The sequence below is a fragment of the Segetibacter sp. genome (assembly GCF_025963695.1).
GTDB lineage: Bacteria > Bacteroidota > Bacteroidia > Chitinophagales > Chitinophagaceae > Segetibacter.
This window is the reverse complement of the sequence record NZ_JAOQAH010000090.1, coordinates 34,161-48,468: the sequence shown is the minus strand read 5'-3', so window position 1 is coordinate 48,468 and position 14,308 is coordinate 34,161. Positions and strand designations below refer to the sequence as shown.

Genomic DNA, 14,308 nt, shown 5'->3' with positions numbered 1-14,308 from the left:
ATATGATATTAAATTTAAAACCGATGAAATTTTGGCTAACAGAAAAGATAAACCACATGCGATAGTAATAAACGGTAGATGACTCCCTTTGCTCTTTGCAATATAACTCTCTATATTTTTGCAGAAGAAATTGTCAATTGTTAGGAAACAAAAATTTTACGCCCTTCGTTAAAATTTATATTTGCACGTTGTTCAGGTGCGAAATATAAAATTGAGGAGCTGTTTTGGAAGTAGTAACAAGAGCGGTTAGGATATAACCGTGCCAGTGGGAGCCGGGATAAAAACAAAAAGTACAAGTGAGTGACACAACGATGTTGATTAAAGAAATAATGGCGGCTACCAAAACGCACTTTTTTAATTCGCGGGAGTATAAATAGTTGGATTTTTAAAATATTGACTTCAAAAGAAAATGGCAGACAAAACACAACAGGGAGATTATAATGAAGACAGCATACGGAGCCTGGATTGGCGCGAACATATTCGCCTGCGCCCCGGAATGTACATTGGTAAATTGGGCGACGGTAGTAGCCCCGACGACGGCATTTATGTAATGATAAAGGAGGTAATAGATAATTGTATTGATGAACATACAATGGGCTACGGTAAAAATGTGGAGTTGGCAATTGCTGAAAAATCAGTGACCGTACGAGACTTTGGTCGTGGAATTCCTTTAGGTAAGGTGGTAGATGTAGTTAGTAAAATTAATACGGGCGCTAAATACGATAGTAAGGCTTTTCAGAAAAGTGTGGGCTTAAACGGGGTTGGTACAAAGGCCGTAAATGCATTGAGTGCTTATTTTAAAGTAACGGCTTTTCGTGAAGGACGACAGAAAACTGCTGAATTTCAGAATGGAGTTTTGCTAAAAGAATCAAAGGAAAAAGAAACAACGGAGCCTAACGGAACGCTGGTAACATTTACTCCCGACGAGACGATTTTTAAAAACTATCACTACATAAATGATTATATCGAAAACCAGTTATGGAACTATTGCTACCTGAATGCAGGGCTTGTAATTAACTATAACGGTAAAAAGTATGTGAGTAAAAATGGTTTACTCGATTTGCTGCAGCGCCGTACCAACGCAGATGAAATCCGTTACCCGATTATGCATTTAAAGGGCGAAGATGTTGAAATAGCAATAACACATAACAATGATTATGGAGAAGACTTGTATTCGTTTGTTAACGGGCAATATACCACGCAGGGCGGAACGCATCAGCAGGCATTTAGAGAGGCGTTTGTAAAGGTTATTCGTGATTTTTATAAGAAAGATTATGAAGCTGCGGACATACGGGGAAGCATTTGCGCCGCTATTTCCATTCGTGTGCAGGAGCCGGTTTTTGAGAGCCAGACTAAGACCAAGCTCGGATCGCTAACGGTGTATGAGGGCGGACCAACAATGAGGAATTTCATGATCGATTTTCTTGGTAAAGAGTTGGATAACTACCTGCATAAGAATAATCAGACTGCCGATGCTTTAAGGAAGCGCATAGAGCAAAATGAAAGGGAACGTAAAGAACTGGCAGGCATAAAGAAACTGGCCAATGAGCGCGCTAAGAAGGCTAACCTGCACAATAAGAAATTGCGCGATTGCAAGTTTCATTACAACGATGAAGCTGAGGGCAGAAATAAAGATGAGATCATAGAAAAGCGCAATCAAACAACCGTATTTATTACTGAGGGAGATAGCGCAAGTGGCTCTATTACAAAAAGCAGGAGGGTAGATACCCAGGCTGTCTTTAGTTTACGCGGCAAGCCCCTGAACTGTTACGGTCTTACGAAAAAAGTGGTGTATGAAAATGAAGAATTCAACTTGTTGCAACATGCGCTAAACATTGAAGACGGGCTTGAAGGATTGAGGTATAACAATATCGTACTGGCTACTGATGCAGACGTCGACGGCATGCACATACGCCTGTTGATGCTTACATTCTTTTTGCAGTTCTTTCCTGACCTTGTAAAAAATGGACACCTCCATATTTTAGAAACACCCCTGTTTCGGGTTCGAAACAAGAAGCAAACGATTTACTGCTACAACGAAACAGAAAAGCAGCAGGCAATAAAAAAATTGGGTGAAAAGCCTGAGATAACAAGATTTAAAGGTTTAGGTGAGATAAGCCCCGAAGAGTTTGCACGATTTATAGGGGACGATATAAAGCTGCAACCTGTTATGTTATTACCTGAAACCCACATTCAACAATTGCTGGAGTATTATATGGGCAAGAACACAATGCAGCGGCAGGAATTTATAATTGGCAACCTTAAGATTGAATTAGACTTGACCGAAGATATAGAGCAGGATATTGAAGAGGCGAAAGTTGAAGCGGTAGCAGAGCATATATCAGAGGAAGTAGCAGCGTAGAAAGTAGAGAAGATAATTGAGAGATTTGGATAAATTGAGTTTAAGGAAGCAACAAGTTCCTTTTTTTATATCGAAATAGAATCTCCTTGCAAACAAATGCTATCATTTTGGCAACCTGTAAATTTCATAACATCAGGAAGCTTGCCTCTCATGACCCTGATTTAATCTTACGACGCGCCATAGAAAGAATTAGATTATTGAGAGAATAATTATGAGCGTGCATTTGTACTAATAATTTACTTTACTTGCGTCGCACACTTTTACTTTTTATTCGATGCTGAACAAAAAAGCCCGGCTAAATTTTGAATAATTTTTATTGAAAGTTTTAAATAACACCTATACCGTTGTCGTATGATACACATTGTTTTTGAGGAGGCAAATATTGAAGCATTAAGAAAAAGCTTTGAATTAGATGCCTCCCTATTTGGAGAAATCATATCTATACAAGACGAATTTGCGGTAGGGCCGATAACCGATATTTTTAGTAAGGAAGGAGCTGAAAACCGCCGTCAGTGGTGGAGGGAAATTTTGAAAGACGGACATTACCACGCCGAGGTTGAGGATGGTCATGTGGATGATGAGAAAGAAGTAGCCGAACTGAAATCTAAACTAAAAGAAAACCCCCAAGAGGTTGTTTGGATTTGGGCTGCACAAAACAAACACGACGTTTGTGGCTATTATTGGTTAATGAGCCAGTTAAAAGATTACCAGGGAAGGGTATTTATTTTATATCTTAACAACCTTCCTTTCATTAATGAGAAAGGGAATATTTTTTATCCAACCAGTCTGTTTCAAATTCAGCCAAAGGAGTTTGTAAAAGCTAAAAAACTAGCGAGACCAATTACCTTAAGTGAGTTTGAAATTGACCCGGACGAATGGGCAAAACTAGGCAGGGAAAATAAAGGTGTCAGGCTATTGGAAGGTGGAAAGAAGCTGGTTCAAAAAGAATATGACTACTACGACAATGTGCTAATGACTTTTATTACGAAAAATTGGACAAAGGTGTCCAAGCTCTTTCAACAATACTACACCAAAGTAAAAGAGACCACAGGAGATGTTTATTTGTTGTGGCGGCTGAAGCAACTAGTAGAGGATGGCAAAATTGAAATGCAGGGGAATATGCAAAATATGAAAGAGTTTGAAGTGAGGATGCCTGGAGTGGATGTTAGTCAGGTACCGGAATCAAAAGAGGTAGCAATTTTATAACAGGGATTGAAACTAAACATAGGGATTATGAAAAAGGTATTCTTAATTGTTATCACAGTCTTCTTTTTGAACAATGCTTTCGGTCAGGCTATACAAGAAAAGCTTGACTCATACATGCAGGCACTAACAAAATATGCTGGGTTTAACGGAGCTGTTTTAGTAGCAAAAGATGGTAATATATTACTTGAAAAAGGATATGGTCTCAGAAACGCCCAGGCTGGAATTACTCATGATGAAAATTCTGTCTTTCAGATTGGCTCCGTTACAAAACAATTTACTGCTACCATTATTCAGCAGCTCGAGTTGGAGGGAAAACTTTCTTTAAAGGATACATTAAGCAAGTTCTTTCCTCAATACCAGTATGCGAATAGAATAACAATCGAAAACTTATTGAACCATGTTTCCGGCATTTATAATTATACCCAGAACGTCGATTTTATGCAAAATCATGCAACGGAAAGTTTAGGGCAGACTTCTTTTTGGAGTATGATTAAAGACAAACCGCTAAGTTTTGAACCAGGGTCGAAATTTAATTATAGCAATTCCGGCTATCTCATTTTGGGATACCTGATAGAAAAAGTAACTGGTCAACCATACGAAAGTGTTGTTAGAAAATATTTATTTGAACCTGCTGGAATGTCACACTCTGGTTTTGACTTCACACATCTGGCCTCACCTGTTAAATCCGTCGGCTATCTGGCGTTAAGTGAACAAGTAAAAACTCCGGCGCCTATTGTAGATTCCACAGTAGCTTTTTCTGCCGGCGCTATTTACTCAACCGTGCGCGATTTGTATAATTGGAATATAGCATTAAACTCAGGTAAACTACTTCCCCTTGTGAACTTGGAAAAAGCTTATAAGCCTTATAAACAGAAATATGGTTTTGGGTTCATGGCGGACAGCCTTTACGGAAAAAGACTGATTAGCCATGGCGGCGGTATTTATGGATTTGTTTCTGATCTCGCTTACGTGCCCGAAGACAAAGTAAGCGTAGTAATACTTTCTAATAAGCCATACCACTTATCCACCACCGAGCGCGACCTTTTAGCTGTTTTATACAATCAGCCCTATAAACTTGCGGAGGAACCAAAAGAGGTGATGGTAGATACCCTTACTTTAAACAAGTTTGTTGGAGAATACGAACTAGCACCGACTTTTAAGATAACTATTGTACAGGTAGGCGGTAGATTGAAAGCCCAGGCAACAGGACAATCACAGTTTGATTTATTTGCTAAAACGGAAAATGAATTTTTTTATAAAGTGGTAGACGCACGGGTTGAGTTTGTGAAAAATGGAAAAGGAGAAGTAGAAAGTTTAATACTGCATCAGAATGGACAAGATATTCCGGGAAAAAAAGTGAAATAATGCAGATTACGGGCATCCATCATATAGCTATTCTAACCGACCGTTACGAAGAAAGCAAAAAGTTTTACACTGAAATTCTTGGTTTCAATGTTCTCAATGAAACGTATCGCGAGGAACGCGACAGCTACAAACTTGACCTTGCCATTAATAGCATTTATTGCATAGAACTTTTTTCGTTTCCTGACTACAAAGAAAGAAACAGCTTTCCTGAATCAAAGGGATTGAGACACCTGGCTTTTGCGGTAGACGATGTAGCGCAATGGATAGTATTTTTGCGAAGCAAAAATGTAGAAGTGCAGGATGTGAGAATTGATGAAATAACCGGTAAAAAGTTTACCTTTTTCTACGATCCTAATAGCCAGCCGTTGGAATTGTATGAAGTAGAACAACTTTAGTTAGCGGCAACTAAACCGACAGACTGTATTTTTAAAAAGAAAAAACAAGAAGTTGTAAATCTTTTGAAGGAGATAAAACCGCATTCACACAAGCTATGGCATAAAGAGTTTGGCACTTTTTGGTAGTGATAGTTGGGTTGGAAATTTTTAAGTATGTGGTGAAGCGTCTGATTACAGTAGCGAAGATTTTAAGCTATCATGTAAGCCGATTGAATGGAGAACGTTGACCGATTTTAGAAATCGTTTGATCCATCACTATTTTTGGAATTAGCCATGATATTGTTTGGGATGTTATAACTACTGAAGTTCCTCGTTATATTAACCTTCCTGAATCTATATCGTCGGGTTTAGATGGGTAGTTCAACTACATGGGAGAATTGAAAGATTTGAGTAGTTATTTACCGGAACTGTTCCATAAACATAGAAAGTACAAGTGAGTGACACAACCAGGGCTGAATAAAATACAACTGTTGGCTTCAGAATAAATAATTCGACTATAAATATAAATGACTACAGAAACAGCAAACGAATTAACTAACAACGAAAGTGGTGTAACGGGACAGTATAAAAACTGGTTCCTCGACTACGCATCTTATGTAATTCTTGAGAGAGCTGTGCCGGCTATTGAAGATGGTTTTAAGCCGGTACAACGACGCATTCTACATGCAATGAAGGAAATGGATGATGGGCGATTTAATAAAGTAGCTAACATTATTGGACAGAGCATGCAGTATCATCCTCATGGTGATGCATCTATAGGTGATGCACTTGTAAACATGGGGCAAAAGGAATTGTTGATAGAAACACAGGGTAACTGGGGTGATGTTAGAACCGGAGACTCGGCGGCAGCGCCGCGATATATAGAAGCAAGGCTCAGCAAATTTGCTTTAGATGTGGCTTTCAACAATAAAACCACCGAATGGCAGCTAAGCTACGATGGAAGAAAAAATGAGCCGGTAACGTTACCAATGAAGTTTCCTATGTTGCTGGCACAAGGCGCAGATGGTATTGCAGTGGGCCTATCTACTAAAATTTTGCCTCATAATTTTTGCGAGCTGATTGATGCATCAATAAAATATTTAAGGGGAAAAACCTTTACCATCTATCCTGATTTTCAAACAGGAGGGATGATAGATGTGTTTAACTATAATGAAGGTAAGCGTGGAGGAAAAGTAAGGGTTAGGGCCAAAATTGACGAACTGGATAAAAAAACACTGATTATTCGTGATGTCCCTTATGGAGTTACTGTTTCTACTTTGTGCGATAGTATTGTAAAAGCTAATGAAGCAGGTAAAATCAAGATTAGAAAAGTGACAGATGCTACTGCAGCAGCTGTAGAAATTATTATTGACCTTGCTGCCGGTATTTCACCCGATATTACGATTGATGCATTGTATGCTTTTACCGATTGTGAAGTGAGTATTTCCCCTAACGCATGTGTAATAGTTAAGCAGAAGCCACAGTTTTTAAATGTTCAGGATCTGCTGAAAATTTCGGCCGACAATACAAAAATCTTGCTTCAAAAAGAGCTTCAGATAAAGCTGGGTGAGTTGCAGGAGAAATGGCATTATACTTCACTTGAAAAAATATTCTTCGAAGAAAAAATTTATAAGGAATTAGAAAAAAAGCATGAGACGTGGGAGAAAGTATTAACTGCAATTGAAAAAGCATTTGTTCCTTATGCTATAAAACTGCGAAGAAATGTAACACGTGAAGATGTACTGAAATTGACAGAAAAACCGGTACGCCGCATTTACAGGTTAGATATAGATGAACTGAACGCACAGATAAAAGGTATAGAGGGTGAGATTGAGCAGGTGCAATACAACCTGGAGCATCTTACTGATTATGCCGTCTCTTACTACGAAGGGTTATTAAAGAAATATGGAAAAGGCAGGGAACGAAAAACGGAGATTAAACAGTTTGATGTGATTACGGCACGTTCTGTAGCTATCGCAAACACAAAAGTGTACATGAACAGGGCTGAAGGATTTGTAGGCCTGGGACTAAAGAAAGATGAGTTGATAGCAGAGTGTAGCGAGTTAGACGACATCATTGTTTTTACCAAAGCTGGTAAAATGAAGGTGGTAAGGGTTTCGGACAAGGTGTTTATTGGTAAAGACATTATTCATGCGGCAGTATTTCAAAAAAATGACGAGCGTACTACCTACAACGTTATTTATTTTGATGCAGGAAGCGGGGTAAGTTTCGCCAAGCGTTTCAATGTAACCGGTATTACCCGCGATAAAGAATATGACTTAACAAAAGGCGCTGAAAAAAGCAGGGTCCATTATTTTACTGCTAACCATAATGGTGAGGCCGAAACAGTAAAAATTATTTTAAGTCCAAATAGTGCTGCAAAGAAAAAAGAGTTCGATTTTTCTTTCGAGGAACTTGATATTAAAGGCCGCAGCAGCATGGGCAACCAGGTTACCAAACATCCCATAAAAACGGTTAAGTTTAAGGAAGCTGGAAGAAGTACTTTGACAGGGAGAAAGCTTTGGTTTGACAGTAAGTTTGGCCGTTTGAATAATGAAGAGAAGGGTGAATACCTGGGAACATTTGAGGAAGAGAAGTTATTAGTAATATATGATGATGGAAATTACGAGATTACGGATACAGAACTTACTCAAAGGTTCGAGCCAGAGAAAATTTTACTGATTGAGAAATTCAATCCCGAAAAGGCAATAACTGCGGTTTACCTGGATGCTGAAAAAGGTCAATACAACATCAAGAGGTTTAAAATTGAAACCACCTCGTTGCGATCGAAATTTTTGTTTATTAAAGAAGGTAAAGGAAATCGGCTTGAAGCTGTTACCTCAGATGAAGAACCAGTATTGTTGCTGCACAATGGGGTAGGTCCGCAAGCTTCGACTCAGAAAATACAAATTGCCGGATTTTTAGAGGTAATGGGTTGGAAGGCCATTGGCAATAAACTTGTTAATTTTTCAAAAGATGTAGAAATGGAATGGGATACTAAGGCCGGGGAAGGAGATATGCAAACGAAGTTATTTTAATGCTTTTGTTATCGGCAGCAGTTGATAGATGAGGCTTTTGTTGCGACGCTTCGTTTTGACTTTATTATCCCGGTTGAACTGGATAGCCCCATGAAAGTCCCATTGAAATTTTGCGGCAGAACGGAGCGTCGCAACAAAAGAACTATAAAGAACAAATGCCGGTCAACTAAAATGTATGTAAAGCAAGCACCGATCGCATTAAGCTATCTGGCCTTGCTTCTGGAAGTTATGTACCCGTTAAAACTAATGCTCTGCCTGTTATTACTTAATACTTGTAGAGTTGCGTATCCTTGCTGTGATACTGTCAAAAACATTTGCCTGACGTCTCTGGTATCCGTTGGCAATATGGTTATTTCCCATCCGCCTTTTTTCTTTTCCTTAGTGGTATAGGTAAATTTAGTTGATGTAAAGTGAATGCCTCCTTCAGAGGGGTTCATTGGAGCAACAAAAGCGCGACCAAAATAAGGCAGGTCAGAAACAACTGTATCGCTCGACAGCCGTACTGCATAGGTGGTAGTAAGGTTAATATTACGTCCAGTGGATGGCAAAGCGTTCTGCGCAACAAACACAAAATTCTTTGATTGTACCAGGCTTTCTATTATTGCCATCTTCTCTTCCTTTCTGTCTTGTTTAGATTTCTGGGCATGTGTCAGATGAACACACAAAAGGGAAGCGACGAATAGTAGAAAAAATTTATTTAGATATTTATTGTACTTCATCTTTTATTATTGTTTTGCTTAATCTTTCAAAGCACATACCAGTTGGTGATACAAAGCGGCGTTTTAAGAGAGCAATAAGTTAAAGTAATTGGTGTTTCAATGAGGGCATGGTGTGAGTAACATTTGCCCTTTTTGTTTTTTATTCACAATGCGAGGCGAGAGTGTTGTTACAGGTGCTGCAACGGCTTTGAACACTACCAAAACCTCTAATTTCGTTTATATTTACTAAGTATAGTAAACACATGGCTAATCGTATAAAGAAGAAGAGTCCGCCACCTCCTAACCCTGCTATATTGTCGCCCGACAAGCAGGAAGATGTGACGGTAAAAGAAATTGTGAAAGATGAACGTACGTACAAAATTGCAGGTACAATTAGTCTTTTGGTTGCGCTATTTTTATTTGTGGCCTTAGCATCTTATGCCTTCACGTGGCAGGATGACCAGTCCCTTATTTTTAAATTTGGCGGAGTTAAAATTTTTAGTGCAGAGGATGTACATGTAAATAATTTGCTTGGAGTGCTGGGGGCTTACGTAGCCCATTCTTTTATTTATAAAGGTTTTGGCGTTGCATCGTTTCTTTTTTGCAGCTTCTTTTTTGTTCTCGGAATTAATCTTCTATTTGGCCGCAAAGTGTTTTCACTTAAGCGGAATGTGAGGTACGTTTTTACGGGTTTAATAATCATAAGTGTTACTCTTGCCTTTCTTTTTAGAAGCAGTCAGTTCAGCTATGGCGGTGCGTATGGAGAGTTGATCACCGATTGGCTCATTAAATGGATTGGAGTAGTAGGTACAGGTCTGTTGCTGCTTGTTGCCGGCTTTAGTTATTTTGTCTGGCGCTTTAATCCAACGTTTAAATGGCCTGAGAAAAAGTTGCCCATGTTTGCTGGTGGTGCAGGCGTAAGTGCTGTGTCTGAGCCTGGGACACCGGAGGTTGCAAATGATGAGTCTTTTATATTAAAACAATATAAGGGTGATGACAATAATAATGAAGCAAGGCTATACATTGAAAAAGAGGTAGCTGTCACAAGTAATAAACTTAAAAAGGAAGGCAAGGGAGTTGTCGTGTTAATGCCGGAAGAAGATATTATGTCTGAATATCCGCTCCATGACCTGAGGCTGGTTGAAAAGGAAGAGGACGAGTTGGAAGAGGAGGAATCGGAAAAAGAACCGGAGGCGAAATTTGCTGAAGTGAACGACTTGTTTAAGTTAGAAATAAAAGAAGTTCAACCAGATGAAGAAGTTGAACCTATAATAGAAATACCGGTGGATGAGGTTGTTAAAAAGCACCCGTTCAAAACTTTAGAACCTGATGAGTTTGACATGGAAATGGAGATAAAATCTGTTCCTGTTTTTGAAGATGACATAGTCGAAGAAGTTCAGCCTGTGAAGAGAGACCTTAAGTTGTCTCCTTACGATCCCATGCTTGACTTGCGGGACTATAAGTACCCGCCCCTTGAGTTATTGGAGACCCATGGCAGTGAGAAGATTGTGCATGATCCGATTGAGCTCGAAAACAACAAAAACCAAATCATCGCCACCTTAAAGAACTACGATATCGCTATTCAGCGTATTGCTGCTACGGTTGGCCCCACGGTTACGCTGTATGAAATCGTTCCTGCGCCAGGTGTTCGTATCAGTCGTATCAAAAACCTGGAAGATGATATTGCTTTGAGCCTTGCAGCTTTGGGTATCCGCATCATCGCCCCTATTCCCGGCAAAGGTACCATCGGTATTGAAGTGCCGAATGTGACAAAGCGGGTTGTAAGCATGAAAACTTTACTATCGTCCGAAAAGTTTCAGCATAACAACTATTCATTGCCAATTGCAATTGGTAAGAAAATCGATAATGAAAACTTCATCGTAGACCTTGCTACCATGCCTCACTTATTAATGGCAGGTGCTACAGGACAGGGTAAGTCTGTTGGTTTGAACGCTATATTGGTTTCGCTGTTGTATAAAAAACATCCGTCCCAGTTGAAGTTTGTTTTGGTGGATCCCAAGAAGGTTGAGTTGAGCATTTACAAATCGATCGAAAAACACTTTTTGGCAAGGTTGCCGGGCGAAGAAGACAGCATTATCACCGATACCAAAAAAGTAGTACATACTTTAAACGCGCTTTGTATCGAAATGGATAATCGCTACGACCTGTTAAAGGAAGCCGGTTGCCGTAACATAAAAGAGTACAATGATAAGTTTGTCGCCCGTCGATTAAATCCGGAAAAAGGGCATCAGTTCTTACCATTTATTGTCCTTGTCGTGGACGAATTTGCTGATTTAATAATGACAGCCGGTAAAGAAGTTGAGATGCCTATTGCCCGGCTTGCTCAGTTGGCTCGTGCTGTTGGTATTCACCTCATCATTGCTACACAACGTCCGTCGGTAAATATTATAACAGGTACTATTAAGGCAAACTTCCCTGCCCGAATTGCCTTCAAAGTTTCCAGCAAAATTGATAGTCGGACAATTTTAGATGCCGGTGGTGCCGAGCAGTTAATTGGTAAAGGTGATATGCTAATCAGCTTTAACGGGGAGATAACCCGTTTGCAATGTGCTTTTGTTGATACCCCTGAAGTTGACAGTATTACAGACTATATCGGTGATCAACGGGGCTATCCGCAGGCCTTTTTATTGCCCGAGTATGTTGATGAAAAAGAGCTTGAGAGTAAAGACTTCGACAGCGGCAGCCGCGATCCATTATTTGAAGATGCTGCCCGTCTTATAGTAAGTAGCCAGATTGGAAGTACATCTCTTATTCAACGCCGGATGAAACTGGGTTACAATCGCGCCGGGCGCTTAATGGACCAGTTGGAAGCGGCTGGCATTGTTGGTCCAAACCAGGGAAGCAAGGCCCGTGAAGTGCAGGTAAAAAATGAAATGGAACTGGAGGAAATCCTGGAAGGGTTTTTAAGTTAGCCTATTGGTTTAAGTAATCATTCATTCCATTTTCTAAAATAAAGCCGGTAGTTTTTAATTACCGGCTTTTGTTTTTCAATGCCTCATTGTTGCGTCGCAATCACTTCATCAGCAAACCATATTGCATCGTACTTTTTTATTTCAACAATTTTCCAGCTTCAATCATCTTATTCTTGCATGCTCCCGTTCAGCACGTTTTAACAAAAGAGGTTTAAACAATTAAATACCTCCTATGTCTCAAACTAATAATATTGCATTTTAAAATAAAAATCTATGAAGAAGATATATTATATAATAATTGCCTTAAGTCTTATTGCAGGTTCTGCGACTGCTCAAAATGACCCGAAGGCCAAGAAGGTTCTAGACGCCGTAAGTGCCAAATTGAAAACTCTTAAAGGTATTAACGCAAACTTTAATCTGGTTTCAAAAGGCGGTACTGGCAGGGTAAATAACAATGCCGCAGGTAAAATTTACATTAAGGGAAACAAGTACTACATCAAACAAGGTGCTACCGAGATTTTCAGCGATGGTAACAAAACATGGAACTATAATGGGAATAATGAAGTTACGGTAACGCCTGTTGATGAGGCCGACAATGCACTTACTCCGCAAGCCTTACTTACTAATTTCTACGATAATGATTTTACTTACAAACTTGTTTCTTCGGCTGGCAATTACAACCAAATTCAATTAATTCCGGTTGATAAGCGTAAAAATTATAAACAGTTAAACGTTTTTGTAGATAAGTCAAAGCTGATGATTACTAAGGCCCGCGTTCAGGACAAAAACAATAATACGATCGACTTTAACCTGACCAATATTAATACGGCAGTAAATATTCCTGATAATACTTTTGTATTCGATAAAAAGAAATACAAGAAAAACATAGAGGTAATTGAATAAAGTTCATCAAAAATTACAAACTAAACCGTCGCTGTAAAGGACGGTTTTTTTAATGCATCAAACTTGTATCTTGCAGTATCTCAAGTAAGTAACATGAAGCATCTTCCTTTAAATCCAAAAATTTTCATTAACAACAGAGAAAGATTTGTAAAGGAAATGAAACCCGGAAGCATTGCTATTTTTAATAGTAATGATGAAGTGCCTTTGAACGGCGATGCCATTTATACATACGTTCAAAACAGCGATTTGTACTGGATGACGGGAATAGAGCAGGAAGAGACAATGCTGATACTTTTCCCCGATAGTCCTGACGAACAGTATAGAGAAGTGCTTGTCTTATTACGTCCTGATGAAATGAAAGAAAAATGGGACGGAAAACGATTGAGGGCAAATGAAGCAACAGATATTTCGGGTATAAAAAAAATTGTATGGTTAAATGCAATAGATGCACTGTTGCAAACATGGGTACACCTTGCAGAATACGTGTATTTAAATACAAATGAAAACGATCGCAAGGGCAATTTCTTGGAGACAAGAGACTATCGTTATGCCAGCGAATTTATGCGGCGATATCCGCTACACAAATACGAACGGTCGGCAAAAATTTTAAAAGGTATTCGTGCGGTTAAAACTGCCGAAGAGATAGAGGTAATGAAAGAAGCAATCAGTGTTACCGAAAGTGCTTTTAGAAGATTGCTGGACTTTATTCGCCCCGGCGTAATGGAGTACGAAATTGAAGCGGCTATTGTACATGAGTTTTTAAGAAAGCGTTGCAGAGGAGTTGCCTATAACAGCATTATCGCCAGCGGAGACAGAGCCAGAACTTTACATTACGTTTTTAATAACCAGGAGTGCAAAGACGGTGAACTGGTGCTGATGGATTTTGGTGCTAATTATGGTGGTTATAATGCCGACCTAACCCGTACGGTACCTGTTAATGGTAAATTTACCGCAAGGCAGAAAGAAGTATATAACGCTTGCTTGCATCTGCACGATTACGCCAGGGGATTATTGAAACCAGGTATTTCCATTGTTGACTACACAGAAAAAGTGGGCGATGAAGCAACACAACAATTTATCAAAATTGGTTTGTTGAACCAGGAAGACGTAAAGAATGAAGACAAAGAAAACAGGGCTTATCGAAAATATTTGTATCACGGTATTTCGCATCATCTGGGAGTGGACGTACACGATTTAGGTACGAGAGTTGAACCAATACAAGCAGGTATGGTGTTCACCGTAGAACCGGGCATCTACATAGAAGAAGAACAAATGGGCATTCGGATAGAAAACAATCTTTGGATAACAGAAAATGGAAATATAGATTTAATGAAAAATATTCCAATTACGGTGGAGGAGATAGAATACCTGATGCAGGTAAAGCCAACAGCAAAGTAAAAACTTGCCCCTTCAATAATCAGAATCATCA

At 39.3% G+C, this 14,308-nt stretch carries 9 protein-coding genes; 8 read left to right on the top strand and 1 reads right to left on the bottom strand.

From position 1 onward, the window contains the following. Window positions 1-409: 409 nt before the first annotated feature. The 5 genes from JWR87_RS16010 to JWR87_RS15990 all read left to right on the top strand — a co-directional run bounded on the left by JWR87_RS16010 (window position 410) and on the right by JWR87_RS15990 (window position 8,345). Complete coding sequence (locus JWR87_RS16010; RefSeq protein ID WP_297821959.1) at window positions 410-2,362, top strand: DNA topoisomerase IV subunit B; 1,953 nt, start codon at window positions 410-412, stop codon at window positions 2,360-2,362. A gap of 351 nt (window positions 2,363-2,713) precedes the next feature. Continuing rightward, complete coding sequence (locus tag JWR87_RS16005; protein ID WP_297821958.1) at window positions 2,714-3,568, top strand: DUF1835 domain-containing protein; 855 nt, start codon at window positions 2,714-2,716, stop codon at window positions 3,566-3,568. Between the two features lie 27 nt (window positions 3,569-3,595). Further along, entirely contained in the window at window positions 3,596-4,933 is a 1,338-nt protein-coding gene (locus tag JWR87_RS16000; protein ID WP_297821956.1) for a serine hydrolase, read from the top strand. Then, window positions 4,933-5,328: a VOC family protein gene (locus tag JWR87_RS15995; protein WP_297821954.1), complete on the top strand. Its 396-nt coding sequence runs from the start codon at window positions 4,933-4,935 to the stop codon at window positions 5,326-5,328. Before JWR87_RS16000 ends, JWR87_RS15995 begins: the two co-directional genes overlap by 1 nt. Window positions 5,329-5,834: 506 nt before the next feature. Continuing rightward, entirely contained in the window at window positions 5,835-8,345 is a 2,511-nt protein-coding gene (locus JWR87_RS15990; protein WP_297821952.1) for a DNA gyrase/topoisomerase IV subunit A, read from the top strand. A gap of 203 nt (window positions 8,346-8,548) precedes the next feature. Here the strand turns inward: JWR87_RS15990 and JWR87_RS15985 are convergent, their stop codons facing one another. Next, the gene (locus tag JWR87_RS15985; protein ID WP_297821949.1) at window positions 8,549-9,064 is read right to left on the bottom strand and encodes a DUF4251 domain-containing protein; all 516 of its coding nucleotides are present in this window, start codon (window positions 9,062-9,064) and stop codon (window positions 8,549-8,551) included. Between the two features lie 242 nt (window positions 9,065-9,306). Here JWR87_RS15985 and JWR87_RS15980 point away from each other — a divergent pair, with 242 nt between their 5' ends. The 3 genes from JWR87_RS15980 (at window position 9,307) to JWR87_RS15970 (ending at window position 14,277) form a co-directional block, all read left to right on the top strand. After that, window positions 9,307-11,976, top strand: a complete 2,670-nt coding sequence (locus JWR87_RS15980) for a DNA translocase FtsK (protein ID WP_297821947.1) — start codon at window positions 9,307-9,309, stop codon at window positions 11,974-11,976. Window positions 11,977-12,249: 273 nt separating this feature from the next. After that, window positions 12,250-12,879 (top strand): outer membrane lipoprotein carrier protein LolA, encoded by a 630-nt coding sequence (locus JWR87_RS15975; protein ID WP_297821945.1) that lies wholly within the window; start codon window positions 12,250-12,252, stop codon window positions 12,877-12,879. Between the two features lie 93 nt (window positions 12,880-12,972). Next, window positions 12,973-14,277, top strand: a complete 1,305-nt coding sequence (locus tag JWR87_RS15970) for an aminopeptidase P N-terminal domain-containing protein (protein WP_297821943.1) — start codon at window positions 12,973-12,975, stop codon at window positions 14,275-14,277. Window positions 14,278-14,308: the final 31 nt, after the last annotated feature.